Annotated in this window: 22 protein-coding genes; 13 read left to right on the top strand and 9 right to left on the bottom strand. The window is 68.7% G+C overall.

Annotated elements, in window-relative coordinates; translation table 11 throughout:
- Positions 1–146 precede the first annotated feature (146 nt).
- On the bottom strand, positions 147–1349 hold the full coding sequence (locus HUO13_RS27375; protein ID WP_211897900.1) for an MFS transporter: 1203 nt from the start codon (positions 1347–1349) through the stop codon (positions 147–149).
- An 89-nt stretch (positions 1350–1438) separates the two neighbouring features.
- Between HUO13_RS27375 and HUO13_RS27370 the strand changes: the two genes are divergently transcribed.
- The 3 genes from HUO13_RS27370 to HUO13_RS27360 all read left to right on the top strand — a co-directional run bounded on the left by HUO13_RS27370 (position 1439) and on the right by HUO13_RS27360 (position 3730).
- A complete protein-coding gene (locus tag HUO13_RS27370) occupies positions 1439–1801 on the top strand; it encodes an ArsR/SmtB family transcription factor (protein ID WP_211897899.1) in 363 nt (120 codons plus the stop codon).
- Between the two features lie 177 nt (positions 1802–1978).
- Complete coding sequence (locus HUO13_RS27365; RefSeq protein ID WP_211897898.1) at positions 1979–3319, top strand: MFS transporter; 1341 nt, start codon at positions 1979–1981, stop codon at positions 3317–3319.
- Positions 3320–3337: 18 nt separating this feature from the next.
- Complete coding sequence (locus tag HUO13_RS27360; protein ID WP_211897897.1) at positions 3338–3730, top strand: RidA family protein; 393 nt, start codon at positions 3338–3340, stop codon at positions 3728–3730.
- A 60-nt stretch (positions 3731–3790) separates the two neighbouring features.
- Here the strand turns inward: HUO13_RS27360 and HUO13_RS27355 are convergent, their stop codons facing one another.
- Both HUO13_RS27355 and HUO13_RS27350 read right to left on the bottom strand, forming a co-directional pair.
- Positions 3791–5053 (bottom strand): M20 family metallo-hydrolase, encoded by a 1263-nt coding sequence (locus tag HUO13_RS27355; RefSeq protein WP_211897896.1) that lies wholly within the window; start codon positions 5051–5053, stop codon positions 3791–3793.
- 131 nt (positions 5054–5184) lie between these two features.
- On the bottom strand, positions 5185–6315 hold the full coding sequence (locus HUO13_RS27350; protein WP_249124097.1) for a PucR family transcriptional regulator: 1131 nt from the start codon (positions 6313–6315) through the stop codon (positions 5185–5187).
- Positions 6316–6738: 423 nt separating this feature from the next.
- Here HUO13_RS27350 and HUO13_RS27345 point away from each other — a divergent pair, with 423 nt between their 5' ends.
- The 3 genes from HUO13_RS27345 to HUO13_RS27335 are packed head-to-tail and all read left to right on the top strand — an operon-like array spanning position 6739 to position 11100.
- A complete protein-coding gene (locus HUO13_RS27345; RefSeq protein ID WP_211897894.1) occupies positions 6739–8049 on the top strand; it encodes an MFS transporter in 1311 nt (436 codons plus the stop codon).
- Positions 8046–9665, top strand: a complete 1620-nt coding sequence (locus tag HUO13_RS27340) for a thiamine pyrophosphate-binding protein (protein WP_211897893.1) — start codon at positions 8046–8048, stop codon at positions 9663–9665. The genes HUO13_RS27345 and HUO13_RS27340 overlap by 4 nt, the downstream gene beginning before the upstream one ends.
- Before the next feature lie 16 nt (positions 9666–9681).
- Positions 9682–11100 (top strand): gamma-aminobutyraldehyde dehydrogenase, encoded by a 1419-nt coding sequence (locus HUO13_RS27335; protein WP_432757772.1) that lies wholly within the window; start codon positions 9682–9684, stop codon positions 11098–11100.
- 56 nt (positions 11101–11156) lie between these two features.
- Here HUO13_RS27335 and aspA read toward each other — a convergent pair whose 3' ends face one another.
- Positions 11157–12608 (bottom strand): aspartate ammonia-lyase, encoded by a 1452-nt coding sequence (aspA, locus tag HUO13_RS27330; RefSeq protein WP_211897892.1) that lies wholly within the window; start codon positions 12606–12608, stop codon positions 11157–11159.
- 203 nt (positions 12609–12811) lie between these two features.
- Between aspA and HUO13_RS27325 the strand changes: the two genes are divergently transcribed.
- From HUO13_RS27325 to HUO13_RS27300, 6 genes are all read left to right on the top strand, one after another.
- Positions 12812–14023, top strand: a complete 1212-nt coding sequence (locus HUO13_RS27325; protein WP_211903189.1) for a dicarboxylate/amino acid:cation symporter — start codon at positions 12812–12814, stop codon at positions 14021–14023.
- Positions 14016–14774 carry an aspartate/glutamate racemase family protein gene (locus tag HUO13_RS27320; protein WP_211897891.1) on the top strand — a complete coding sequence of 253 codons (759 nt, stop codon included), beginning with the start codon at positions 14016–14018 and terminating at the stop codon, positions 14772–14774. The genes HUO13_RS27325 and HUO13_RS27320 overlap by 8 nt, the downstream gene beginning before the upstream one ends.
- Positions 14775–14839: 65 nt before the next feature.
- Entirely contained in the window at positions 14840–15487 is a 648-nt protein-coding gene (locus tag HUO13_RS27315; protein WP_249124096.1) for a GntR family transcriptional regulator, read from the top strand.
- A 606-nt stretch (positions 15488–16093) separates the two neighbouring features.
- Complete coding sequence (locus tag HUO13_RS27310) at positions 16094–16426, top strand: hypothetical protein (protein WP_249124095.1); 333 nt, start codon at positions 16094–16096, stop codon at positions 16424–16426.
- Between the two features lie 203 nt (positions 16427–16629).
- Positions 16630–16824 carry a hypothetical protein gene (locus tag HUO13_RS27305; RefSeq protein ID WP_211897888.1) on the top strand — a complete coding sequence of 65 codons (195 nt, stop codon included), beginning with the start codon at positions 16630–16632 and terminating at the stop codon, positions 16822–16824.
- Positions 16825–17109: 285 nt separating this feature from the next.
- Positions 17110–17907: a FadR/GntR family transcriptional regulator gene (locus HUO13_RS27300; protein ID WP_211897887.1), complete on the top strand. Its 798-nt coding sequence runs from the start codon at positions 17110–17112 to the stop codon at positions 17905–17907.
- On the opposite strand, the gene HUO13_RS27295 is transcribed toward HUO13_RS27300, so the two are convergent.
- The 5 genes from HUO13_RS27295 to HUO13_RS27275 all read right to left on the bottom strand — a co-directional run bounded on the left by HUO13_RS27295 (position 17878) and on the right by HUO13_RS27275 (position 24264).
- On the bottom strand, positions 17878–18750 hold the full coding sequence (locus HUO13_RS27295; protein WP_211897886.1) for an SMP-30/gluconolactonase/LRE family protein: 873 nt from the start codon (positions 18748–18750) through the stop codon (positions 17878–17880). The two genes, HUO13_RS27300 and HUO13_RS27295, sit on opposite strands and share 30 nt — an antisense overlap.
- The gene (locus HUO13_RS27290) at positions 18747–19358 is read right to left on the bottom strand and encodes a bifunctional 4-hydroxy-2-oxoglutarate aldolase/2-dehydro-3-deoxy-phosphogluconate aldolase (RefSeq protein WP_211897885.1); all 612 of its coding nucleotides are present in this window, start codon (positions 19356–19358) and stop codon (positions 18747–18749) included. Before HUO13_RS27290 ends, HUO13_RS27295 begins: the two co-directional genes overlap by 4 nt.
- Positions 19355–20149 (bottom strand): SDR family NAD(P)-dependent oxidoreductase, encoded by a 795-nt coding sequence (locus HUO13_RS27285; protein WP_211897884.1) that lies wholly within the window; start codon positions 20147–20149, stop codon positions 19355–19357. The genes HUO13_RS27290 and HUO13_RS27285 overlap by 4 nt, the downstream gene beginning before the upstream one ends.
- Before the next feature lie 20 nt (positions 20150–20169).
- Positions 20170–21924: an IlvD/Edd family dehydratase gene (locus HUO13_RS27280; protein ID WP_282974787.1), complete on the bottom strand. Its 1755-nt coding sequence runs from the start codon at positions 21922–21924 to the stop codon at positions 20170–20172.
- 69 nt (positions 21925–21993) lie between these two features.
- On the bottom strand, positions 21994–24264 hold the full coding sequence (locus HUO13_RS27275) for a TIM-barrel domain-containing protein (RefSeq protein ID WP_211897883.1): 2271 nt from the start codon (positions 24262–24264) through the stop codon (positions 21994–21996).
- A 115-nt stretch (positions 24265–24379) separates the two neighbouring features.
- On the opposite strand from HUO13_RS27275, the gene HUO13_RS27270 reads away from it, so the two are divergent.
- Positions 24380–25822: an MFS transporter gene (locus HUO13_RS27270; RefSeq protein WP_211897882.1), complete on the top strand. Its 1443-nt coding sequence runs from the start codon at positions 24380–24382 to the stop codon at positions 25820–25822.
- Positions 25823–25831: the final 9 nt, after the last annotated feature.

The following is a 25831-nucleotide window of genomic DNA, read 5'->3' as shown; positions in this document are numbered from 1 at the left end:
GCGTGCAGGCGCTCGTCGCGAGGGCGTTCGCGGAGCCCGCCGGTGCGCGTCGTCCTCAGCTGCCCGGCACGCCGCCACCTGGCACCGCCTGTCGGCCTGCGACGGAGTCACGCAGTGGCAACCGTTCGCCGCCCGGCGACGGGCGATCAGTGTTCGGAACTTCGCCGCCTGGCGACGAAAATGCCTCCGAGCAGGGCCGCGAGGGCGACCGCGACGCCGAACGCGGTCGCTGCGGTCGGTAGGCCGACTCTGTCGCTGAGGAATCCGGCGAGCATTGGCAGCACCCCGGCTGGGAGGTAGCCGCCGGCGTTGAGCGCGGCGTTGGCCTCGGCCAGGCGGGTCGGCTGCACCGACGCGCCCAGCAGGGAAAGTCCACCGAGCTGTCCGAGTCCCTGTCCGGCGCCGGCCAGCAGCGCGGCCAGCACCAGCGCGGGCACGGAGGCACCGTGCACCGCCACGAGAAGGCTTCCCATGGAGCCGATGGTGGCGCCCGCGCTGAGCAGGAGGATGCGGTGCACCGCGAGCCCGCGCACCGCGAACTGCACCGCTGTCGCGGCGGTGAAAAGCACGAAGATCGTCGCGCCGGACACGATCCGGTTGTCGGTGCCGAGCAGGTCCGACAGCAGCGACGGGCCGAGCGAGAGCACGAACCCGACCGCCGAGATTCCCGGCGCGAACGCGGCCAGCCCCAGTGCGAGCTGTCGCCGGTTCGCGCGGGGTACGGCGGGCAGTCGCACCCAGGAACCACCGGTCGAGGCGGTGCGCCGGGGCAGCGGCATCCGGACTATGACCAGCAACGCCGTGGCCAGTACCGCTGCGACCAGCACGAACACCGCGACCGTCGGGCCGGGCAGCGTTTCCGACAGCACCCCGGCCAGCAGCGGCCCGAGTCCGGCGCCGAGGACCATCGCGGTCGAGCCCAGCAGGGAGGCCAGCCGGGAGCGCCGAGGTCCGGCGACGTCGGTGACGGCGGCGGTCCCGGCGGACAGGATCGCGCCGACGGCGATCCCGGTGAGCAGCCTGGCCAGCACCAGCGTCAAGACCGTGGTCGCGGTGGCGAAAAGCAGGCACGCGAGTGCGCCGAGCAGCAGTGCGGGCAGCAGGATCGGCTTGCGTCCCAGGCGGTCGGAGGCGACGCCTGCGACCATCAGCGCGCCCAGCAGTCCGACGATGTAGGCGGCATAGACGACGGTCACCACGCCTGCGGAGAAGCCGATCCGCTGCTGCCACAGCACGTAGAGCGGAGTGGCGGCGTTGGACAGCACCATCACCGCCGTCACCGGCCACGCGGCCAGCCAGATCTCCCGGCGGGGTGGTGCGAGTGCCGGTGCCGGCAGGACCTGCGTCATGAGAACTCCTCGTCATCCCTTGTACGATCAGACTCGAACTTAGTCATCAGTACGAGAAAAGTCGTACTGTAGATCGTGAGGTGTAACCGATGTCACCGCGTGCCGCCGGGACCGACCTGCCCGCGCCGCTGCCCGAACCCGCCGTGGAGGACCTGCGGCTGGAGACCGTGTTCGGGGCGCTGTCCGACCCGCTGCGCTTGGAGATCGTCCGCAAGCTGCTGCTCGAGTCCGAAGCCTTCGACCACACCTGCGGCTGGTTCGGCTTCGACCGTCCGAAGTCCTCGTTGACCCACCACTTTCGCGCACTGCGCGACGCCGGCGTGCTGCGCCAGCGCCAGTACGGCCTGGAACGGCGCAGTCACGTCCGCGTCGACGACCTCAACGCGCGGTTCCCCGGGCTGCTCGACCTGGTCACTGAGTGGAGGCCCTTGGCGGTCAGCTCAGGCCCGTGATCTGCCCGAGCTGAGCGAGACTTTTGGGCATTTGCTCAGCAGATGAGCACGACCCTTGGGGCTGTCGTCATTGTTCGCGTGCGGCCATTGCTGGACCGTTCTGGAACCACGTGCTCGCCGGAGAACCTGCCGGTGTCCGGCGGCGCTGAGGATGTCCAACGATGAGCCGGAGACTCCATGACGCAGCATTCCACCGAACAGCAAAGATCCGTGCGCAAGGTCGCCGTTGCGAGCCTCATCGGCACCGCGGTCGAGTGGTACGACCTGTTCGTGTTCGCGACGGCGTCGGCCATCGCGTTCAACGCGTTGTTCTTCCCGACCTTCGATCCTCTCGTCGGCACGCTGCTGGCGTTCGGGACGTTCGCCTCGGCCTACATCGCCCGCGTGATCGGAGCAGCCTTCTTCGGGCACTTCGGTGACCGGATGGGCCGCAAGTCGATGCTGCTGATCTCGCTGATCATGATGGGACTGGCGACTTTCGCCATCGGTCTGCTGCCGACCTACGCCACGCTGGGGGTGTGGGCGCCTGTTCTGCTGCTGGTGCTGCGGGTGGTTCAGGGGCTCGCCCTCGGCGGTGAGTGGGGCGGTGCGGTGCTCATGACCGTGGAACACGCGGCCGAGGAGAAGCGCGGGTTCTTCGGGTCGTGGGTGCAGACCGGTGTCCCGATCGGCACGCTGCTGGCCAACTCCGTGTTCCTGCTCGTTGCGCTGCTGCCGAACGAGCACCTGCTGAGCTGGGGATGGCGAGTTCCTTTCCTGGCAAGCAGTTTGCTGGTCCTGGTGGGTTTGTTCATCCGGCTGCGCCTGCTGGAGACGCCGGCCTTCGAGAAGGTGAAGCAGACCAGTGGTCAGGTACGCGTCCCGCTGGTGGAGGTGTTCCGCCGTTACTGGCGGCAGGTCGTCCTCGGCGGGGTGGCCACCATGTCCACCGGTGTCGCCTTCAACATCCTCGTCGCGTTCGGCCTCACCTACGGCACGAACACCCTCGGTCTCGAGCGCAGTGCCATGCTCGCGGTGGTCCTCGTGTCCTGCGCCGCGGGAATCGCGCTCATCCCGATGTTCGGTGCGCTGTCCGACCGCATCGGACGCAAGCCCGTGATCATCGGCGGCATCGTGGCCGAAGCAGCGGTCGCCTTCCCGATGTTCTGGCTCATGGACACGAAGGTCTTCGGCCTGGTGCTGCTGGGCTACCTGCTCCTGATGACCGCCTTCGCCGCCAACTACGGACCGATCGCGACGTTCCTCGCGGAGCTGTTCGGCACGCAGGTCCGCTACTCGGGCCTGTCGGTGAGCTACATGCTGTCGGGGGTCCTGGGCAGCGCCGCGACGCCCGCGGTGACAACCGCGCTGCTGAAGGCGACCGGACATGGTTCGTCCGTCGCGTGGTTCATGATCGGCAGCGCGGCGATCTCGTTGATCTGCCTGATCTTGCTCGCCGAGACGTTCCGCAGCGCGATCGATGAGGACCCGGCGTCCACTGCAGATGCCGACACCGCTAACGCCGTCACGTCGAACTGAGCGGGACCAGGAGCAACGATGACGATCAAGCGCATCCGTTCGGTGCCGGGCGGACCCGAGCCGGTCGGACCCTACTCGCAAGCGGTCGTCGCCGACGGCCTCATCTTCACCTCGGGCCAGATCCCCGCGGTCCCGGGGGAAGCCTGGCCGATGACTTTCGCCGGACAGGTCAGGCAGACCTTCGCCAATCTCGCCGACCTGCTCGCCGGGGCGGGATCGGATCTGTCCCGGGTGGTGAAGGTCAACGCCTACCTCACCGACGAGGCTTACCTCGACGAGTTCAACCGGATCTACCTGGAGACCTTCGGCGATGGGCTCCCGGCGCGAACCACGGTCGCGGTTCGGCTGTGGGGCGTGTTGCTGGAAGTGGACTGCATCGCCACATGCGCGAGGGCACCGGAAGAGCTCTGACCGCGACAGGAAATCCCGCCGTCGTGTCGTTCACGACGGCGGGATCGTTCTGTTCCGGGCTCAGTTCTTCAGATCGCCCCGGCACATCCGGGAGGCGACCTCGGTCAGCATGGTGACCCCGGCCAGCAGATCGGCATCCGAGGTGTACTCGAACTCGTTGTGGGCGATGCCCTGCGCGCTGGGGACGAACAGCATCACCGTCGGCACGATGTCCTTCATGTTGGTCGAGTCGTGGCCCGCCAGGGTGAGCATGCGGCGTCGGGAGAGGCCGAGTTCTCCGGCGATGGCCTCGGCCATCGACACCCCGGCCGGTTGGTACGGCTCGATCTCCCAGAAGTGCGCCTTGGCGACTTCGATCTCGACCTGCGCCTCCCGCTCGATGCGGGCGAACTCGGCGCGCAGCCGGCGATCCGCCTCCTCCAGCACTTCCTGGTCGGGTGAGCGCAGGTCCAGGTGCAGCTTCACCTCGCGGGCGACGACCACGGGTGAGTTCGGCGTGACCGTCAACTGGCCGACCGAGGTGTGCAGCCGTCGCGGCGGGGCGTGGTCGATGAGCTCGCGGGCGGCCACGACGAGCCGCGCCGCGCCGAGCAGCGCGTCGCGGCGCTCTTCCATCGCGGTGGAACCGGTGTGCGCCTGCTCGCCGCGTACGACGACCCGGTACTTGTGGGCGGCCCAGTTGGACTCGACCAGGCCGATGGTGACGCCTTCGGCCTCCAGTTCCCGTCCCTGCTCCACGTGGATCTCGGCGTAGCCCGCGATCTCGGGCATCTGACCGGTGCCGGCGAAGCCGATCTCCTCGAGCGCCTGCTGGACGCTCACCCCGTCGGAATCGGGTGTCGAGAGGGCTTCGGCGAGGTCGAGCTTGCCGGTGAACACGCCACTGCCCATCATGCTGGGCTGGAACCGCGAGCCTTCCTCGTTGAACCAGTTGACCACCGCGACGTTGAAGGGCGGGGGCTCGGGCGAGCCCGCGATCCGGTCGCGAAGGCGGACGGCCGCGTGCGCGGCGGCCAGCACGCCGTAGGCACCGTCGAACCGGCCCGCGCAGGGTTGGCTGTCCAGGTGCGATCCCATGAGGATGTACGGGGCACCCGGCGTCCACTCCAGCAGCCCGAAGAGGTTGCCGATCGCATCCACCCGGACCTCGAACCCGCGCTGCCGCAGCCAGTCCCCGAGCCACACCTTGGTCGCCCTGTCCGCGTCGGTCGCGGCCTGGCGTTCCACTCCTCCGGACTCGGTGGCGCCGATCGCCGAGAGCGCGGCGAAGTCCGCCAGGAACGCCTCGTCGTCCACGGCGGCTTGCTCGCTGTCGATCCCCATGTCCCGTCACTCCTCGCTCACAACTGCGTTGCCGGGTTCATGCTTGGGCGGCCGGATGCCCATTGCAATGGCGATAGTCCACGGGTCATGGCCGAAGTGCTGTGACGATGCACAACGCGTGCGTGCCGTGATCAGGCCGGTGCGGTCGTTGCCCTGTCCACCAACTGCTCGTCGCAGGCCATCGCCACGAGGACGGCGGCCGCGTGCTCGGGTCGTGTGATGTCGTGGCCGGTCAGCTCGGTGAACCGGTGCAGCCGGTTCAGCACGGTGTTGCGGTGGCAGAAGATCTCGTTGGCGACAGTGCTGATCGAACCGGACCGGAGGTAGGCGTGCACGGTCTCGAAAAGCCGGTCCCGTTCGTGGGCCGTGGTGGCGGTGGGGGAGGGGAGCACTTCGTCGCGCAGCGCGGTACCGACTTCGGCGAGGCGCGCCGCGACCACGTGCGGCCAGCGCTGGACCAGCCGGACGGGGCCGCCGAGGTCCCCGGAGATCGTGGCCGCGACTTCCATGCTGATGCGCAGCGCCCGTGGCAGGTCGGCCAGTCCGTTCGCGACGGGGCCCACTCCGCAGGCAACGGAGCCGAGCCACTGCCCGGTATCCCCGCGCGACCGGCGTGGTAGTTCGGCGATGAGCACCTGGCGCCGTTCGACGTTCTGGACGTGCACGGGCATCGACCCCGCTCTCAACCGGTCAGCGGCTTGCCGCAGTGGCCGCGGTGCGTCCGTGGGGGCGGCGGCGACGAGGATGCGGCCGGTCGCGTTCATGCCCAGCGCATTGGCGACCTGCGCCACGATCTGCGCATCACGGCCATGCGTGGCCAGCAACGAGTCGACCAGGCGGTTGCGCTCGTCCTCGCGCTCCCTGGCGAGCACGGCCGCTTCGTTGACGTAGGCCATGTGCACCCGGGTGCTGTATTCCTCGACGACGTCCCACACGCGAACGGTGTTGTGCACCAGACGAGGAAGGTCGGCTTGGTCGACCCGGCGCAGGAATGCCGACCACAGCACCCGGAAGTCCAGCCGCACCGCGCGGAGCAGGACGTCCAGCGGAACGCCCAGATGAGCACGCCTGCGCCCGATCCGCTCGCAGGCGTCGTCGAGCCGGTGCGGTACAGGTAGGCCCGCGGTGGTGCGGAGCAGGAATTCGATGCTGGATTCGGCGTCCTCGCGCAGTTCCTGCCGCGGCACCACACCGCTGGCGTAGGGCTCGATCGCGCTCAGTTCCGCGATGAAGTCGTCGACCAGTTCGTCCAGGTCGTCCAAGCATGCGTGGACCAGGTTGCGGAGTGGCTCGTCCGGATCGAATTCGAGGCTCGACATGTGTGTATGCCCATCTGGTTGTGATCGTCTTGCCGGGAATTTCGCCCAGCCTGTGCATGAGCCAAGGGGATGGTACGCGTTCGCCGTCGACCCCACCGGACGAGTTGAACGCGACCGCGGCGGTGACACGCGGCTGCACCTGCGATGTGCGGATGCACAGAATCCGCCGTGCAAACAGCGACGTTTCACCATTGTGGTGGGCCGCTGCCGCGAGCACGCTGTCGGCAACGATTTCCCAGTGATGTGCCCTACACCTTCTACGGAGAGCTCCAATGCAGTTGATGCCACGTGAGCTGGAACGCCTGCGCCGTTCGCGGTTCACGAGCTCGCCGCCCACGTGTCCGGCATGTGTCCAGGAGAGCCGATATGACCACTGTTGTGACGCGCGATAAGCCGCGGGTTACCGATTCCGAGGCGAGGCGAATCGCGTTCGCCGCGTTCGTCGGAACCGCGCTCGAATGGTACGACTACTTTCTTTTCGGAACGGCCGCGTCGATTGTTTTCAACCGGCTGTACTTCGTCAGCGGCGATCCGCTGGTCGCCATGCTGGCGGCGTTCGCCTCCTTCGCGGTGGGGTTCCTCGCCCGTCCGGTCGGGGCGGTGATCTTCGGCCACGTCGGCGACCGCTACGGCCGCCGGACGTCGCTGATCGTCACGGTCACGATGATCGGAGTGGTCACCAGCCTGATCGGGCTGCTACCGGACTTCGCCGCGATCGGCGTCGCCGCGCCGGTCCTGCTGACCTGCCTGCGCGTGCTCCAGGGCGTCGCGGTCGGCGGAGAGTGGGGCGGGGCGGTCACGCTGGCGGTCGAGCACGCGCCTCCGGAACGCCGTGGCCGCTACGCCGCGCTGCCCCAGGTCGGGTCGCCGGTCGGGACGCTGCTGTCGTCGGGTGCCTTCGCCCTGGTGTCCCTGCTGCCTCCTGAGTCCTTCGACTCCTGGGGCTGGCGACTTCCGTTCCTGGCGGCCATCCCGCTGCTGTTCGTCGCCCTGTACCTGCGGCGGCGCGTCGAGGAGTCCCCGTTGTTCGGCGAGCTGCTCGAACAGCAGGAACGCTCGTCGCTGCCGGTGGTCGAGGTGATGCGCAAGTCCTTCGGGCGGGTGCTCGTCGGCATGTGCGCGTCCCTGCTCGGGGTCGGCGGGTTCTACCTGCTGACGACGTTCGCGATCAGCTACGGAACGGAGACGCTCGGTCTGCCCCGGTCGCTGATGCTGGGTGCGACGCTCGTCGCCGCCGCGGTGGAGGTCGCCATCCTGCTGGCCTTCGGTCGTCTGGCAGAGAGGTTGGGATCGGGCAGGGTCTGCGTGCTGGGAAGCATCGCGTCCGCGCTCGCGGCTTTGCCGGTCTTCTGGTTGATCGACACCAGGAATCCGGCACTGGTGGTCGTCGCGATCACGGTGGGGGTGGCGTGCCTGTCCGTGCCGTACGCGGTGTCGGGCTCGCTGCTGACCGAGCTGTTCCCGCCGCACCTGCGCTACAGCGGGGTGTCGATCGCGTTCAACCTGGGCGGTGTGGTCAGCGGGTTCGTCCCGCTCATTGCGACGTCGGTCCTGGCCGCCAGCGGCGAGCGATCGTGGTCGGTCGCCCTGCTTCTCGTGGGACTGGCCGTTCTGACCGGTCTGGGTGGAGCACTCGGTGCTCGGCTGAGGATCAAGGACGAGGTGAGTGTGCGATGAGCGAGCGTTCGGGCGGGCAGCTGGTGGTGGACCAGCTGCGGCGACACGGGGTCGAGCGGGTGTTCTGCGTGCCGGGGGAGAGCTACCTCGACGTGCTCGACGCGCTGCACGATTCGCCGATCGAGACCGTGGTCTGCCGCCACGAGGGCGGAGCCGCCTACATGGCCGAAGCGTGCGGCAAGCTGCACGGACGTCCCGGCGTGGCCATGGTGACGCGGGGGCCTGGCGCGGCGAACGCGTTGGTCGCACTGCACACGGCATGGCAGGACGCGACACCGGTGCTGCTGTTCGTCGGCCTGGTACCCACGGCACACAGGCACCGCGAGGCGTTCCAGGAGTTCGACCTCCGCGGCTGGTTCGGCACGACGGCCAAGGCTGTTCTGACGCTCGACGATCCCGCACGCGCCCCGGAACTGGTGGCCCGCGCCGTGCACGAAGCGTGCACGGGACGGCCGGGGCCTGTGGTGATCGGTGTCCCGGAGGACGTGCTGGTACGTCGTGCCGAGGTGGACGACGTCGCGCCCCTTCCCGTGTCCGAGGGCGGGCTGAGCGGCGAGGACATCGCGGCGCTCGGGGAGATGCTGGCACGGGCACGACGGCCGCTGGTCGTGCTCGGCGGTTCCCGATGGGATGCCGACTCGTGTGCGGCCGTGACGAAATGGTGCGAGCGGTGGGAGATTCCGGTCGCCACCGAGTTCCGAAGTCAGGACAGGATCGACCACAGCAGCGAGACCTACGCCGGCGCACTGGGATACGGGAGAGACGAGCGCCTGGTGCGTCGTCTGGAACAGGCCGACCTGGTCCTCTTGATCGGCGGGCCGCTGACCGACGTCAACTCCGAAGGATTCACCGTCCAGCGGAGCTCCGATGCGCGAACTGTGCTGATCAGCCCGGACAGCTCCGCGTGGGCGCACGGCACTGATCTCGACCGCCAGATCGTCGCATCACCTTCGGGCTTCGCTTCCGCCGTGCAGGCGCTCCCCGCGACGGGAGAGTGTCGATGGCGGGAGTGGACCAAGGCAGCACGCCAAGACCACCTCGACTACGCGACACCGAAACCGGATGGGAGCAAGCGTGTCGACCTCGGGGTGGTCATGGCCGAACTCGCCGCCAGACTCCCGCACGATGCGATCATCACCTATGGGGCGGGCAACCACGCGATCTGGGCGCAGCGCTACCTGCAACACCGCGTCTACCCCTCGTTGTTGAGTCCTCGCAACGGATCCATGGGATACGGCGTGCCCGCGGCTGTGGCGGCGGCGCTGTCGTTTCCGGAACGTCAGGTGGTGTCGGTGGCCGGTGATGGCTGCTTCCTCATGAACGCGCAGGAACTGGCCACCGCGGTCTCCCGAGACGCCAAGCCCCTCATCCTCGTGGTGGACAACGGGGAATACGGAACGATCCGCGACCACCAGGAACGGGAGTACCCCGGCAGGGTGAGCGGAACAGCCCTGCAGAACCCGGATTTCGCCGTTTTCGCGCGCTCGTTCGGCGCGTTCGGCGAGAAGGTCGAGAGCACGGAGGATATTGGCGGGGCGCTGGATCGTGCGCTTGCCTCCGGAACCGCTGCGGTGCTCCACCTCGTCACCGATCCCGACGTGCGTTGCCCTTCGTGAGAATTGGGAGAAGATCTTGAGCGTTGAACTGCCGAACATCATCGACGGCAAGCGCCAGCAGTCCGCCGCGACGATGCCCTTCGTCGATCCCGCAACGGGTTCGGCGCTCGGGGTGGCGCCCCGCAGCGACGACGGGGAGGTCGATCACGCGGTTCGGGTAGCCGCGGAGGCGCAGCCGGGTTGGGGCCGCACCGTTGCCGGGGAACGGCAGCGGGCTCTGCTCCGGCTGGCCGACCTGATGGAGGAGCACGTGGACGACCTCCTCGACGCGGAGGTGCGCAACACGGGCAAACCGCGGGAGGCGACGCGGCAGCTGGAGGTGCTCCGCTCGGCCGATCAGCTCCGGTTCTTCGCCGGCGCCGCACGGGTCCTGGAAGGTCAGGCCCAGGCCGAGTTCGAACCGGGGCACACCTCGTCCGTGCGCCGGGAGCCGGTGGGAGTGGTGGCCCAGGTGACCCCGTGGAACTACCCGCTGATGATGGCCATGTGGAAGCTCGCCCCCGCGGTCGCGGCGGGAAACTCGGTGGTGCTCAAGCCTGCCGACACCACGCCCTGGAGCACGGTGCTGCTCGGTGAGCTGGCGCAGGAGGTGCTGCCACCCGGGGTGGTCAACGTCGTGTGCGGCGACCGCGACACCGGCCGGTCGCTGGTGGCGCATCCGCGACCCGACATGGTCGCCATCACCGGCAGCACCCGCGCGGGCGCGGAGGTGATGGCCGCGGCCGCCCCGAGGGTGAAGAACGTGCACCTCGAACTGGGTGGCAAGGCGCCCGCGGTCGTCTTCGACGACACCGACCTCGCCCACGCGGCGAAAACGATCGCGCAAGCGGGCTTCTTCAACGCGGGACAGGACTGCACGGCCGCGACTCGGGTTCTGGTCCAGGAAACCGTCCACGACGACTTCCTGGACGCACTGACCGCCGAAGCGCGGCGGACTTCCTGCGGACCGCCGGATGATCCGACTGCGGCCTACGGTCCGCTCAACAGCGCGGAACATCTCGCACGAGTGCAGGGATTCCTGGAACGGCTGCCCTCGCACGCGAACGTGCTCACAGGTGGCAAGACGTTCGGTCCCGGATTCTTCCACGAGGCCACCGTCGTCAGCGGCGTCCGCCAAGACGACGAAATCGTGCAGCAGGAGCTGTTCGGCCCGGTTCTCACGGTGCAGTCCTTCGCCTCGGAGCGAGAGGCTGTCGAACTGGCCAACGGGGTGAACTTCGGCTTGGCATCCAGCGTGTGGACACGTGACCACGGCCGCGCCACCCGGCTGTCGGCCGAACTGGATTTCGGGACAGTCTGGCTCAACTGCCACCAGGTGCTGCCCGCCGAGACACCCCATGGCGGGTTCAAGCAGTCCGGCTTCGGCAAGGACCTGTCGGGCTACGGCCTCCAGGACTACACGCGCATCAAGCACGTGATGAGCGCACACCACTAGCAAGCCCATCGGATGCCGTCGGCCCGGGCATACCCGTCTCGCCTAGTTGTAAGGAGTCAGCTCGCATTATCAGTGGCGTCCGTGCGTGTGCCTGGATCCTTGGCGATGTGGCGTGGCCGGGTGAGCTGTTCGGGCTGCAGCAGCGCATGCAGCTTTTGCGGGGTGATCAGGCCGGTGTCGAGGACGAGGTCGGTGATGGTGCGGTCGGTGGTGAGGGCTTGCTGGGCGATGGTGGTGGCGTTGGCGTAGCCGATGTAGGGGCTCAGGGCGGTGACGAGTCCGATGGAGTTGCGGACGGTTTGTTCGAGGTGGGTGCGGTTGGCGGTGATGCCGGTGACGCAGCGGGTGGTGAGGGTGTGGCAGGCGGCGGTGAGGTGGGTCAGCGATTTGAGCACGCTGTGGGCGATGACGGGTTCGAAGGCGTTGAGCTGGAGTTGGCCGGCTTCGGCGGCCATGGTCACGGTGACGTCGTTGCCGATGACTTCGAAGGCGACCTGGTTGACGACTTCGGGGATGACGGGGTTGACCTTGCCGGGCATGATGCTGGATCCGGCTTGGACGGCGGGCAGGTTGATTTCGTTGAGTCCGGCGCGGGGCCCGGAGGAGGTCAGGCGTAGGTCGTTGCAGGTTTTGGAGAGTTTGACCGCGACGCGTTTGAGCACGCCGGAGAGTTGGACGAGGGCGCCGGCGTCTTGGGTGGCTTCGACGAGGTTGTCGGCGGTGCGGACGGGGATTGCGGTGATGCGGGCGAGGTGGGTGCAGGCGCGGGCGGTGTAGTCGGGGTGGGTGTTGATGCCGGTGCCGATGGCGGTGCCGCCGAGGTTGATCTCCAGGAGGAGTTCGGTGGCTTCGGCGAGGCGTTGCCGGTCCTCCTCGAGCATGATGGCGTAGGTCTTGAGTTCTTGGCCCAGCGTCATGGGAACGGCGTCCTGGAGTTGGGTGCGTCCCATCTTGAGGACGTCGGCGAACTCGACGGATTTGTCGTGGAAGGCTTCGGCGAGTGCGCCCATGGCCGTGCGGAGTCGGTGCAGGCCCGAGGTGAGGGCGAGTTTGATGGCGGTGGGGTAGACGTCGTTGGTGCTTTGGGCGAGGTTGACGTGCTCCAGCGGGTGTAGGTGGTGGTAGTCGCCGCGGGCGTGGCCGAGGTGTTCGAGTGCGCGGTTGGCGATGACCTCGTTGGCGTTCATGTTGGTCGAGGTGCCGGCGCCGCCCTGGATCACGTCGACCACGAACTGCTCGTGCAGCGCGCCGTCGCGGATCTCGGCGCAGGCGGTGGCGATCGCCTCGGCCCGGGTCTGGTCGAGCTGCCCGAGGTCGTGGTTGGCGCGGGCGGCGGCTTCCTTGACCGAGGCCAGGGCGTTGACCAGGTCCGGGTAGGTCGAGATCGGTGTGCCGGTGATGCGGAAGTTCTCCACGGCCCGCGCGGTGTGCACGCCGTAGTACGCGTCGGCGGGGACCTCGCGGTCCCCGATGAGGTCGTGCTCCGTACGGGTTTCGCGGTTGCTCATGACGTCTCCATGCGGCGGTGCGGGTCTGCCCGGCGCTGCACTTGACAGGACGGGCGGTGCCGCTCACTCTAATGCTCCAATACGCAGAACGCAGTATATTGGAGACTAGGATGACTAGTGAACCGCATGTTGCCGAAGGTGCCACTGCGGACTCGTCGCCTCCGGACCACGAGCCGAGACGTCGTCGCTGGTGGCGCGTGCAGATGGGAGTTCAGGCGCTGTTGGCGGTGGTGCTGGGTGCTGCGCTGGGCACGTTCGCCCCGGCGGCCGGTGAGCACCTGAAGGTCCTCGGGGACGTCTTCCTGCACCTTGTGCAGATGGTGGTCGTCCCGCTGGTGTTCCCGCTGATCGTGCTCGGGATCGCCCGCATGGAATCGGTGCGTCACGTCGGCAGGGTCGCGGGCAAGGCGATCCTCTACTTCGAGATCGTCACCACGCTGATCCTGCTGCTGGCCGTGGGGCTGGGGAAGCTGACCGGCATCGGCTCCGGCGCCCCGGTCAACCAAGCCGACGCGGGGTCGTTGAGCGGCATGTCGCAGGGGATCGACTTCCAGAAGCTTCTCCTGGACGCCGTGCCGAAGAACGTCGTGGCAGCCTTCTCCGAGGGCAATCTGCTCGCCGTGATCGTGTTCGCCCTCTTCGTCGGGGTCGCGATGGCAGCACTGGGCGAGAAGTCCGCCCCGGTGCGCGCAGTGCTGGACTCGTGGTCGTCGATCATGTTCCGGATCGTGGGCTACGTCATCCGGTTCGCACCGCTGGGTGTGCTGGGGTTCATCGCCTACGACGTCGCGCACTACGGCTTGCAGGGCCTGACCAGCTTGCTCGGCTTCGTCGCAGTGGTCTACCTCGGGCTCGCCTTGGTGCTCGGCGTGCTGTTCCCGCTCATCGCCGCGATCTTCCGCGTTCCCTACCTGCGGATGCTGCGTTCGACCGGAGACCTGGCGGGCATCGCCTTCGTCACCCGTAGTTCCGAAGCCGTGCTCGCTCCGCTGCTGAGCCGCCTGGAAGCCTTCGGCGTCAGCCGGTCGGTCACCTCACTGGTCGTGCCGCTCGGATACTCGTTCAACACCGACGGCTCCACCCTGTACCAGGGCGTGGCGCTGGTGTTCCTCGCCAACGCCTACGGGACCGACACCAGCGTCCCCACCCTGCTGATGATGGTGCTCGTGCTCGTGGTGCTGTCGAAGGGGATGGCCGGTGTCGCCTCGGCCTCGATCGTGGTCCTCATCGCGGCGGGAAACACCCTCGGCCTGCCGCCGCAAGGCATCGCTCTGCTGGTCGGCGTGGACTTCATCGTCGACATGGCCCGCACGGCGATCAACGTCGTCGGCAACTCCCTGGCCGCGGCCGTGATCGGCCGGTCGGAGCGCGCCTTCACCCCCGCGACCCAGCCAAAGGCCCCCGAGCGTGTCTGACACCGTCTTCGACCTCCCGTCCTCCCGTGCCGCCGACTACCCAGGGGTCCTCGGTCCCACGGTCGGCGTGCTCGGGGGGATGGGCCCGGCGGCCACCGCCGACTTCTACGCCAAGCTCATCCGCGCCACCCCGGCGACCACCGACCAAGAGCACCTGCGCGTGATCATCTGGTCTGATCCGACGACCCCCGACCGCACCCGGGCACTGCTCGAAGGCGGGACCGATCCCACCCCGTGGCTGGTGTACGGCGCCCGCGTCCTCGCCGTCGGCGGTGCCGATGTCATCGCCGTGCCCTGCAACACCGCGCACGCGTTCCTGCCCGCGGTCATCGAGCGCGTCGGCGTCCCCCTGGTGCACATGATCGAGCAGACCAGCCGCCACCTGGCCGCGCTCCAGCCTCCGGTGCGCAAGGTCGGATTGCTCGCCACGACCGGGACGGTGCGCGCCAAGCTGTACGAGACATGGTTGGCGACCGCCGGGATCGCGTTGCTGGTGCCCGACTCCACCTCCCAGGCTGAGGAGGTGACGGCCGCGATTCGGTCGATCAAGGCGGGCAACGAGGATCCGGGCCTGCTGGCGAAGGCTGCGCGGCGGCTCGTCGATCGAGGTGCGCAGGCCATCATCGCCGGTTGCACCGAGGTTCCCCTCGGTCTGAACGCCGGCGAACTGCCCGTGCCCTTGGTCGACCCGACCCAGGTCTTGGCGGAATCCGTCATCGCTCGTGTGCGCGCGGGGCAGGATCTGAACTGAACCGTCTGCGGTATATTGGACGCAATATGGCACGGTGGGATGACGCGCCGGTCGAACGGCCACGCATGAGCGACGCAGCGTACGAGCGTCTCAAGGAGGCGATCGTCAGCGGCGAGCTCGCTCCTGGGGAAAAGATCAGGGACAGCGAGGTCGCCCAGCGTCTCGGACTCAGCCGCACACCGGTGCGCGAGGCCCTCACCCGGCTGGCCGACACCGGGCTCGTCGAAGCCAAACCCGGCGTCTACACCCGGATCACCACGCTCAACCGCCACGACGTCGCCGCCACCCTGGTCGTGCTCCGGTCGCTGGACGAACTCGCCGTCCGGACCGGAGTCCCCCACATGACCACCGACCACATCGACCGCATGCGCCGAGCCAACGAAGACTTCGCGCACGCCGTTGATCAGCACGACATCGCTGGTGCCTTCGCAGCCGACGACAACTTCCACGGGGTGGCGATCGACGCAGCCGGCAACCCGGTCCTGCGCAGGGTGATCGATCAACTGCACCCCCAGGTGCACCGGATCCTCTACCGCAAGTTCTCCACCCTGCTCGGCGGGCACGACACCGTCGACCACCACGCCAAGCTCATCGACCTGTGCGCCAACGGTGACGCGGACGGTGCCGCGGGACTCTCCGCCGAACACTGGGCACATCTCGGCGGACTCATCGACGAGCTTTTCGACGCCGACGCTCTGGAATCCAGCGCCTGACCCCTGTTGACGGTCCTACCGGGCAGCAACGTCACCCTCTTCCTGCCGGATCGTGGCCCGGCTGCACGCCACGAACGGCCCGTGTCGTTTCTGATCACACACGTGCCACCTGAGCGTCCTGCGCTGGTTCGGGCTGGGGGCAGTTGACGGACTTGCCGGACTTACGTATGCGACGTCCCGTCGAGAAAGGCGTTCGACATCGGCGTGGCCGTTCTGGCCCGCACGCTCGGGCAAGGGCTGACGCGCCGTCGGCGGCGGGATCCCCGACCAGGACCGGGGAGGAGTCCGGTCGTTGGACTGTCGCGTCCCAGAAGCCTCATCGCACCTCAGTCGTGCACGGCCGCCACGGGCAACGAGCTACGGAGATACCTCGGATCCGTAGGTAGGTACGTAGTGGCACCAATGTCTCCGCAACCGGGCCGAAGGACACTGGACACAACCTGATGACGCGGAATGTGGGAGGCGGAAGCAATGCTCCTCGAGACCCGCCCCGACCGAGCAGAGGCAGAGACTCCTCAGCCACGGCGTTGGCTACGCCCGTCGCCGCCCGGGCCTGCAGAGGTCCTGCGGTTCGCCGAACGCTACGCCGACGTGCGTGATCGACGCTTGGCGGACACGCTGATCTCGGAGGACGCCGCGGAGGAGCGTGACGAGCTCTCGGCGCTGGAGCGCATCTCCTGCCATGTGCATCGCCGGTGGGCGCACGAATGCATCAGCTCACCTGTGCATGTCATCGTCGTGACCGGCCACCGCTGGTGCCGCCGGTGCGAGGCTGAGGCTTTCGTGGCGGTGGACGAGGTTTCGGGTTCCGTGGATGTTGTCTGCACGCGTTGCCGCGAGGCCCCCGGTACAGCGGCCACGCGGCAGATCATCCGAACCTGCCGAGCCAGCTTGGCCGCCGCGTTCGGCCGTGAGCAGGCGCGTGTGCCTGCGGCGTGACACCGAGGGAGTCACCTGCAGTTGTGGGGATTTGCAGAACCGGCCGGGTGAGGGGAGGAGTTCGAATGCGGCAACGGCTCGGAAACACGCCTGAACGTTGCGCGGCGCTACGCGCGGTGCACGAGGGATGTGTGTGGTACGAGAACGGATTGCACGGACCTGGGCTCGGCTACACGTGGGCACCAGGCAACGATGCGCACCCGATGTCGTTGTACCGCGACACCCTGGACGAGCTCCGCGTGCACGGCTTGATCCAGGTGGAGACGCACCGGACCTTGACAGCCAGGAGGCACGAGGTCTCGCTCACGGTGACGGGCTTCCAACACCTGCACACCTGGCAGCAGGAGCCGGCGGCGCGTCCGAGCGGACACCTGGCTACCCGCGGAATTCTGCGCTGAATGCCAAGGACTGCGCCGCCCGAGAGAACTGTCGAGGTGATGCTGCGTCTCCGATCTCGGAGACGGGCCTGCGCCCCAGATTTCTCACCGAGTGTTCCGCTTCCGAGGCCACGAGCCCTTCTGCGCTGATTGTCCAAAGGGCCAACCAAGTGCACTTCGCCGTCAGGCCGGTGACTGATTGCCATCGAAGCATCGAGCTTGGTCAGCGGAGGGAATTGATCGCCCACCATTGATTCTTCTCAGTGGTAAGCTGGTACGACCACTTGGCTGGGAGAGGAGGGGCTCGTGAGTTCGGAGACCAGTCCGTGGACGCCGGTGCGCCAGGGTTCGGTGTCGGATCTGATCGCGCAGCGGATCCTGGAGGTCATCTCGTCCGAGCAGCTGCGGCCGGGCGATCGGTTGCCGCCGGAGCGGGCGCTCGCGTCGATGCTCGGTGCGAGCAGGCCGTCCTTGCGCGAGGCGTTGCGGACGCTGAAGGTGGGCGGGTTCGTCGACATCCGGCACGGTGCGGGAGTCTTCGTCGCCGATCCGTCGACAACGCGCACGCTGCGTGAGGCGATGGCGTCCGAGGAGATGAGCCTGACCGAGTTGTTCGACATGCGCGAGGTGCTCGAGGTGCCGGCGGCTGGTTGGGCAGCGCAGAACCAGGATGCCGAGCGCCTGGCGCTGGTCGAGGAAGCGTTCCAGCGCCTCGACGAGGCTTCGCGCGCCGATCCGGTCGACTGGGAGAAGTTGCGCGACCTGGATGCCGCCTTCCACTTGCGGATCGTCGAGGCCGCGGGCAACCGCTTCCTCTCCCGCACGCAGGGAGTGCTGCAGGAGATCCTCGCGCAGGGGATGGAAACCACTTTGCAGATGCCGGGCCGGCTGGAGAAGTCCCGCCAGGAGCACACCCGAATCCGCGACGCGGTGATTGCCGGTGATTCGGTCGCGGCGCGGCGGCGGGCGAAAGCCCACATCGAGGCGGCCCGCCGAGCGGCGCTCGCCCGGGTCCGGGGCGAGAGCGCGCCGCTCGGCGATGGAAGCCTGGGGCAGGCACATCCCGAGGCGTCCTCAGGCCACGACGGCGGGGACGGTCGGTAGGCCCTTCACCCCGGGGTCGAGGCGCAGCAGCCGTCCGGCCAGGGGCTGTTGCGCCGCTTCGGCTGCTGACAGCGGGTCGCGGGCGCTGGTGACGAACAGTTCCGACAGATCGCGACCGCCGAACGCGACGCTGGTGGGATGCGTGACGGGAAGCTCCACCACTCGGTCGAGGCGGCCGGTGGGGGTGTAGCGGTGCAGTCGACCGCCGGTGATCAGGGCGACCCACACGCACCCGTCCTCGTCGACGGTCAGCCCGTCCGGGCGCCCTTGAGCTGTGCTCAGGTCCGCGAACGGGCGGCGGTTGTGCGGGGTGGCGGTGGCCGAGTCGTAGTCGAAGCGGTCGATGCGCAGCGTGGGGGTGTCGGCGTAGTAGACGGTGCTGCCGTCGGGGCTCCAGGCGATCCCATTGGAGACGGTCACTCCCGGGACGACCGGAGTGAGCCGGTCCCCGTCGAGCCGGTACAGCGCCGCGGTTCCGCGGACCTTGTCAGCGTGCAGTGTGCCGATGAAGACCCGTCCTGCGGGATCGGTGAGTCCGTCGTTGAGCCGCATGCGAGGCCGCGGTTCGACTTCGGCCACGACCGGGTGAGGTCGTCCGTTTACTGTGATCAGTTGGTGGTCTCGGGCGGCCAGGAGCGAACCTGTCGACGTCGGAAACACCGCGGCTACTTCGCCACCGAGTTCTGCCGTCGTCGTCGTTCCGTCGCGGGTGTCGGTTCGGTGGATCGCGCCGCCGGTGATGTCCACCCACAGCACCGTGGTGCCGGTCGGGTCGCTGAGCGGGCCTTCGCCGAACCGGGCGGTGACGTCACCGACCGGTTCCACGTGCACCTTGTTGGTCATGGAGTTGTCCTGATGGCGTCGAGGAATTCGGCCGTGCGCCGGCGGAGAACGTCGGCGTCGAAGGTGCCGTCGGCGTGGGCGCCGAGCAGGTGTGAGCCGACACCGATCATGGTCGCGCCCGCGGCGACGCAGTCGTGTGCCAGTTGGGGAGTGATGCCACCGCTGGCCATCACGGTCAGGTCGGGCAGCGGCGCGCGCAGCTGGCGGATGTAGTCGGCGCCGACCGCGTTGATCGGGAAGATCTTCACCACGTCGGCACCGGCGCGGCGGGCGGCGACGATCTCGGTGGCGGTGAACGCTCCCGGAATCGAGACCAAGCCGGCTGCCTTGGTGGCCGTGACCACGTCGGCGTCGAGGTGGGGAGAGACCACGAAGCCCGCACCGGCCGCTGCGACGGCTTCGACCTCGGCAGTGGTGGTTACCGTGCCCGCACCGATGTGGGCTTCGGCGCCGAGTTCCTTGCGCAGCAGTCGCAGGGATTCGATCGGGGATCCGCCGGTCATCGTGACTTCGAAGGAACGCACGCCGAGGTCGTGGAGCGCGATGGTGAGGCGTAGGCACTGCTGGGGGGACATGCCCCGGTAGATGGCGGTCAGCGTGGTGTTCATGCGTTGTCTCCCGCGGTGGTCACGGTGCGCTCGCCGAGCGGGTCGTAGCGGCGGCTCAGGCTACGGCCGCCATCGACCGGGATGACGGTGCCGGTGATGAACGACGAGGCGTCGGACACCAGGAACGCGACCACGTCGGCGACTTCGCGGGGCGTGCCCGCACGCCCGAGCAGGGTCGGTGGTGTGGACTCGTCGCCCCAGCTGGCCCCGTCGAGAGTGTCCAGAGTGGATGTCGTGTTGACGACTCCGGGTGCGACTCCGTTCACGCGGATGCCCCAGGGGCTCAGCTCCACCGCCAGCGCGCGAGTCGCCGCGCGGACGCCGCCCTTGCTGGTGACGTACGGGCCATAACCCGGGACCGGCAGTTCCTCCTGCAGGCTGCCGAAGGTGACGATCGCACCCGGGCGGCCCGCGGCATGCAGCCCGCGGGCCATCGCGCTGCTCAGCACACCGAGCGCGGTGACGTTGACCGTCAAAATCCTGGTCCAGGCGGCCACGTCCGTGGCGAGGAAGCCTCCCTTGGGCGGGTAGGCGGCGGCACAGTTGACCAGGATGTCGGTCGCGGGCTCCGCGCCGAGTCGCGCCGCCAGCGCGTCGAGTTCGGCTGGGTCGGAGAGGTCGCAGACCAGCCCTTCCCAGCGTGCGGCGGCGTCGGCGGGCTCGAGCACCCGCGGGTCACGGTCGACGGCGAGCACGGTCGCGCCCCGGTCGGCCAGGTCCTCGGCCACGACCCGGCCGATGCCGGTGGCCGCGCCGGTGACCACGGCGCGACGTCTGTTCAGCTCGTTCATGGTGTTTCCTTGTCGTGGTCTCACAGGTGCCTGCGGGGAATGGCGTGTCCGCGCCGCCCGCGCAGGAAGTCGAAGTCGGCTCCGGTGTGGGCCTGGCCGACGTGGTTGCGGTACAGCCAGGTGTAGCCGCCTGGTGCTTCTGCGGAGGGCTGGGTGTCGTCGCGCTGGGCGAACTCGTCCGGGTCGACGCGCACGTCGAGGCGGCGCCGTGCCACGTCGAGGTGCACGAGGTCACCGGTGCGCAGGCGGGCCAGCGGTCCGCCCGCCGAGGACTCGGGGGAGACGTGCAGGACGACGGTGCCGTAGGAGGTGCCGCTCATGCGGCCGTCGGTGATGCGGACCATGTCGCGGACACCGGCGTCGAGCAGCTTCTTCGGGATCGACAGGTTCCCGATCTCGGGCATCCCGGGATAGCCGCGCGGCCCGGCGCCGCGCACGACGAGCACGGTGTCGGCCTCAGCAGGGAAGTCGGGGTCGTCGCAGACGGCGTAGTACTCCTCGACGGAGTCGAACACCAGCGCCGGGCCGACGTGGTCGAGCAGGTCGGGCGAGGCGGCGGAGAGCTTGATGACCGCGCCGTCGGGTGCGAGGTCGCCGTGCAGCACCGCAGTCGCCCGCCCCGCCGGGAGCACCGGGTCGGCGCACGAGCGGATCACGTCGCTTCGCCAGGTGTGTGCGGATCGGGAGTTGTCGGCCAGCGTTTTTCCCGTCACCGTCGGGACATCGCCGTGCAGCAGGTCGCCGAGTTCGGCGACCACCGCGGGCACGCCTCCGGCGTAGCAGAACTCCTCCATGAGGAACTCGCCGGAGGGCAACAGGTTGACCAGAAGCGGGATTTCGGCCGCCTGCTCGTCGAACGCCTCCAGCGGGAAGTCGACCTCCGCGCGCCCCGCGAGCGCCGACAGGTGTACCACCGCGTTCGTCGAGCCGCCGATCGCGGCGTTGAGGCGGGCGGCGTTCTCGAAGGAACGGCGGTCGATCAACTGCGAGGGCCGCAGGTCTTCCTCGACCAGTTCCACCGCGCGCCGGCCGGTCTGCTCGGCCAGCCGGGAGCGCTGCGCGTCGACGGCGGGCACCGCGGCACTGCCGGGCAGCGACAGCCCCATCACCTCGGTCAGGCAGGCCATCGTGGATGCGGTGCCCATGGTCGTGCAGTGCCCGCTGCTGCGGGACAGGCAGGCCTCGGCCGCGCCGAACTCCTCTTCGCTCATCCGCCCGGCGCGCACGTCCTCGCTGAAGCTCCACACATGGGTGCCCGAGCCCGCGTCGCAGCCGCGGAACTTGCCGTTGAGCATCGGCCCACCGGTGAGCATGATCGTCGGCAGGTCGACGCTGAGCGCGCCCATCAGCTGCGCCGGGACCGTCTTGTCGCAGCCGGCGAGCAGCACGACTCCGTCGAGCGGGTGCGCGCGCAGCGTTTCCTCGACGTCCATCGCCATCAGGTTTCGATGCAGCATCGCGGTCGGCCGCATCAACGTCTCACCGAGGGAGATCGTCGGGAACTCCAGCGGGAAGCCGCCCGCCAGCAGCACCCCGCGTTTGGCGGCCTCGGCCAGCTCGCGCAGGTGCCCGTTGCACGGGGTGAGCTCCGACCAGCTGTTGGCGATGCCGATGACGGGACGGCCGTCGAACATCTCGGGGGAGCGTCCCTGGTTGTAGAGCTTCGAGCGGTGGACGAAGCCCATCTTGCCGCCTGCGGCGAACCAGGAGGCGCTGCGCCGCGGACATCCCGTCGACGTGTCTCCGGCGGCACTGCCGGTTTCCTGCGGACTCAATGCGAGACTCCAGATCGGTGGATAGAGGTCTTACCAGTTATACGGGATGTGCAGATGTGGGTCCAGACGTCAGGCGCGGTGATGCCGCACCGACGCGTCCCCGGCCTCGACTTCGAAGGGCGTCCCGTCGAAGCCGACGAACCGGTGGGTGCCCGACGCCCCGCCGTAGGCGTGGAACGTCCACGGTGCTGCGAGCAGGTCATCGGTGTTGCGCAGCCCGGCGTCGACGTCGACGCGGGGGAGGACCACGCCATCGCGGACGAGCACCGGAATGCGATCAAGGCCAACGGTTTCCGCATGCATTCCCGGCCCGGTGTAGCGCTTGCCGGTCAGCAGATCGGTCCAGCCTCCGTCGGGAACGTAGAAGCGCCGCTCGACCTCGCCGGTGTCGTCGCTGAAGACCGGCACGACCATGATGTCGCTTCCCAGCAGGAAGGCGTCATCGCGCGGTACGGCCAGCTCGTCCTCTGGGAACTCGAAAGCCAGCGCGCGCATCAGCGGCCACCCGTGCCTGGCGGATTCGTGGGCGACCTGCCACAGGTAGGGCAGCAGCGAGTAGCGCAGCCGGATCCAGTTCCGGACCACCTCGAGCGCTTCCTCGCCGAACGCCCACGGTTCGCGCGGGCGCAGGCCGTGGGCTCGCATCAGCGGTGACAGCGCGCCGAACTGGGTCCACCGCACGTACAGCCCCGGGGTCAGCTCGGGCCCGAAGAAGCCGCCGATGTCGTGGCCCCACAGCCCGGGCATGCTCAGCCCGTGCGAGAGCCCGCCACGCAGGGTGGCGCGCATGCCCGAGACCGTGGACTCGGCGTCACCGCCCCACTGCGCCGGGTAGCGGTGCGATCCGGCCCAGCCGGAGCGGCCCCACACCAGTGGTGCGCGCCCGGTGTGCTCGGCGATCGCGTCGCTGACCGCGGCGTTGTAGCGCAGTGGGTAGAGGTTGTGGGCGTGCTCGGCCGGCGTGCCGTCTGCCAGCCGCACCTGGTCCGGCAGCCCTTCGCCGAAGTCGGTCTTGAACACCGCGACCCCGTCGTCGAGGAACGGCCGGTGCATCTGCTGCCACCAGGCGCGTGCGGCCGGGTTGGTGAAGTCGACGAGCGCGCGGGGACGGTCGTCGGGGACAGGCGTGTTCGCGATCCGCGCGGTCCCGCCCTCTGCGTCGTGCACGAGATGGCCCGCCTCGGCGGCCTCCGGATAGCGGGGCGACGCCGGGTCCAGGTAGGGCAGCTCCCACACCGAGAGCCGGATTCCGAGTTCCTGCAGGCCGGCGACGAATTCCTTGCGGTCGCCGAACCGGTCGGTGTTCCACAGGAAGTCGCAGTTGAGCCGGTCCACGATCAGCCAGTCCGGGTCCAGGTGCAGGATGTCGACCGGCACGTCGAGCTCGCGCATGCGCCGGCCGACCTCGGTCATCTGCTCGCTGGAGTGATAGCGGCAGCGCCCCAGCCAGTACCCGAACGCCCACGGCGGCGGAACCGGGCCACGACCGGTCAGTCGCGTGTAGCCGGTCAACGCCTGCCTGGGTGCCGGACCTGCGATCACGAACATGTCGAGCTCCCCGCAGTGGCTCTCGATCCCGAGTACGCCCGCCCGTGAATGCTCCACGTCGGCGACCACGGTCGCGCCCGTGTTGACCAACGCCAGATACCCGGCGGTCGAGTGCCACACAGGAGCAGGCTTGTAAGCCATGCCCGCCCCGGTGCCTAAGGCGTCCTCGACCCGCAGGGTCAGCCGCTGGCCGTTCTTGACCAGCCGCCCGAACTGCTCGCCGAAACCCAGGACCTGCTCGTCCGCGCCGAGTTCGAGGTTCAGCGTCGTGGTCTCGCCGACCATCATCGCGGGCGCGATCGGCAGTCCCGCGACCTGTCGCAGGCGGCCCGCGCTGCGCATCAGCACGCGGCCGGTGCGCACGTCTTCCACCAGCAGGGCGAATGGATGGCGTTCGATCGTCACCCGCACGGCCTCGGTCGAGAGCGTGATCGCCTCGTCGGTCTGCTCGGCCTTCGCGTGCACGGGCTCGGGGCGGGGGTCGACCACGATGCCGTACCGCGTCGCGTCCTGCTCTGCCGCGTCCGCGGACTGCACAAGGATGCGGACCACGTCGGCTGCGGCCCATTGCACCCGCAGGGTGACCTCGGTGGACCGCAGCGGAGGAGTGTCCAGTTCGGGCAGGTTGGGCATTGTCGTCTCGATGCCCTGCTCTGCCGGAGATTCTCCGGTCAGGTAGCCGACCGCGTCGGCACCGCGTCGGCAGAGCACGGTGCGTAGCCGCGCGACGAGATCCCCTCCCTCGCCGACGACGGCCTCGGTCACTTCGCGTAGCAGGAACCGGTCGGTCATGTGCTGGCGCCTCTCTGTGCTCGGCGTGCGCTGTCCCCAGTGGTTTCTTGACGGGTAGATGTGTGCCACCTTACGGTGCCATCTGGCAAGAGGTCTGACCACCTAGGAGGGTCCTATGGCCGTCGGCAACGACGCCGTCGTGCTTCGCACACCACGTGACGTCATCTCGCTGATCGACACCGGCCGCATCAGGCCGCGGCGTCCCGGGCTGGTGAAGGTGGTCGCGCTGGGCAGCATCTTCGTCGACGGCTGGGACCTGAGCAGCTTCGGTCTGGGCACCGTCCAGATCACCTCGGAGTTCGATCTGCAGAGCTCCGGGCTGAACTTCCACTCGCTGCCGTTCATCTCGGCCGCGATCCTGCTGGGAGCGATGGTCGGCGGGCTCCTCGGCGGCTACCTGACCGACCGCATCGGCCGCACGAAGATGCTGCTCCTCACGCTGCTGCTGATGGTCGTCGCGACGGTGCTGTGCGCGACGGCGCCCAATCCGGAACTGTTCTGGCTCTACCGCTTCCTCATGGGCGTGGGCGTGGGGCTCGACGTCCCGGTGGCACTGGCTTTCATCGCCGAGTACAGCGCGGTGTCGAACAAGGGGCGCAGCGTCACCGTTGCCCAGGTGATGTCCACCGGGGCGGCAGCGGCGGCGTTCTTCACGATCATCCCCGTGCACCTGCTCGGGGTGGGCGATTCGCTGTGGCGCTGGGCGATCGGGCTCGGAGCGGTCCCGGCGCTGGTCGTTCTGGTGCTGCGGTTCGTCTACAGTGCAGAGAGTCCGATGTGGGCGGCCAAGTACGAAGGCCTGGAGTCCGCGGCACGAGTCCTGCGCAAGACCTACGGCCTCAAGGTCGATGTGCGACCGGAACCCACCTCCTCGGAGCGCGACGACCGGACCCGCGCGGGAGACCTGCTGGCGCTGTTCCGCACGCCGTATCTCGGCCGGACGGTGCTCGTCACCGTTCTGGTCGTGACCCAGGCGGCGCAATGGTATGCGATCTCGTTGTACACGCCCAAGATCCTCGACCAGCTCATCCCCGGCAACATCATCCTCGTGCTCGTGCTCTCCGGATGCATCAACCTCGTCGGCGTCGTCGGCGCACTCGGCTGCGTCGCCGGAACGCAGCGGTTCGGCCTGCGCCGACTCGCCTTGATCGGCTACTCCGTCGCGGCCGCGGTCCTGATGGTCATCAGCGGCGCCTTCCACCTGCTCGCCGCACCGGTCGCCGCCCTGCTGATCGCGATCTTCTACGCCGCGCACAACTTCGGCCCCGGCTACGCAGGCACGGCCATGGGGACGTTGTCCTACCCGACGGCGATCCGCGGGATCGGCGGTGGCTACACCCAATCCGTCACCCGGCTCGGCGGCATCGTCGGTGCGTACACGTTTCCGGTGTTGCTGGCGGCCCAGGGCATGCAGGTGACCATCGCGGTCATCGTGCTCGCCCCGCTGATCGCGATCGCGACGCTGATGATCAACCGCTGGGACCCGGTCGGCAAGGACGTGGAGAACCCGGAGACCACCGAGCCCGCGGCGCCTTCCCCGGCCACCGTCCACCACTGACACACGCTC

Source organism: Saccharopolyspora erythraea, from assembly GCF_018141105.1.
Taxonomy (GTDB): Bacteria; Actinomycetota; Actinomycetes; order Mycobacteriales; family Pseudonocardiaceae; genus Saccharopolyspora_D; species Saccharopolyspora_D erythraea_A.
Note: the sequence above shows the minus strand (reverse complement) of the source record. Positions and strands in the feature narration are given on the sequence as shown.

What these genes read in the sequence shown, in the direction of transcription:
- HUO13_RS27290 (WP_211897885.1), bottom strand. Translation starts at nt 19,358, where the DNA reads ATGAACACCACGCTGACCGCCATCTACCGGGGCATGTCCCCCCAGCAG.
- HUO13_RS27315 (WP_249124096.1), top strand. Translation starts at nt 14,840, where the DNA reads ATGAGCGACGCAGCGTACGAGCGTCTCAAGGAGGCGATCGTCAGCGGC.
- HUO13_RS27305 (WP_211897888.1), top strand. Translation starts at nt 16,630, where the DNA reads ATGTCGTTGTACCGCGACACCCTGGACGAGCTCCGCGTGCACGGCTTG.
- HUO13_RS27325 (WP_211903189.1), top strand. Translation starts at nt 12,812, where the DNA reads ATGGGAGTTCAGGCGCTGTTGGCGGTGGTGCTGGGTGCTGCGCTGGGC.
- HUO13_RS27295 (WP_211897886.1), bottom strand. Translation starts at nt 18,750, where the DNA reads ATGACCAACAAGGTGCACGTGGAACCGGTCGGTGACGTCACCGCCCGG.
- HUO13_RS27275 (WP_211897883.1), bottom strand. Translation starts at nt 24,264, where the DNA reads ATGACCGACCGGTTCCTGCTACGCGAAGTGACCGAGGCCGTCGTCGGC.
- HUO13_RS27285 (WP_211897884.1), bottom strand. Translation starts at nt 20,149, where the DNA reads ATGAACGAGCTGAACAGACGTCGCGCCGTGGTCACCGGCGCGGCCACC.
- HUO13_RS27340 (WP_211897893.1), top strand. Translation starts at nt 8,046, where the DNA reads ATGAGCGAGCGTTCGGGCGGGCAGCTGGTGGTGGACCAGCTGCGGCGA.
- HUO13_RS27375 (WP_211897900.1), bottom strand. Translation starts at nt 1,349, where the DNA reads ATGACGCAGGTCCTGCCGGCACCGGCACTCGCACCACCCCGCCGGGAG.
- HUO13_RS27270 (WP_211897882.1), top strand. Translation starts at nt 24,380, where the DNA reads ATGGCCGTCGGCAACGACGCCGTCGTGCTTCGCACACCACGTGACGTC.
- HUO13_RS27370 (WP_211897899.1), top strand. Translation starts at nt 1,439, where the DNA reads ATGTCACCGCGTGCCGCCGGGACCGACCTGCCCGCGCCGCTGCCCGAA.
- HUO13_RS27360 (WP_211897897.1), top strand. Translation starts at nt 3,338, where the DNA reads ATGACGATCAAGCGCATCCGTTCGGTGCCGGGCGGACCCGAGCCGGTC.
- HUO13_RS27365 (WP_211897898.1), top strand. Translation starts at nt 1,979, where the DNA reads ATGACGCAGCATTCCACCGAACAGCAAAGATCCGTGCGCAAGGTCGCC.
- aspA (WP_211897892.1), bottom strand. Translation starts at nt 12,608, where the DNA reads ATGAGCAACCGCGAAACCCGTACGGAGCACGACCTCATCGGGGACCGC.
- HUO13_RS27355 (WP_211897896.1), bottom strand. Translation starts at nt 5,053, where the DNA reads ATGGGGATCGACAGCGAGCAAGCCGCCGTGGACGACGAGGCGTTCCTG.
- HUO13_RS27345 (WP_211897894.1), top strand. Translation starts at nt 6,739, where the DNA reads ATGACCACTGTTGTGACGCGCGATAAGCCGCGGGTTACCGATTCCGAG.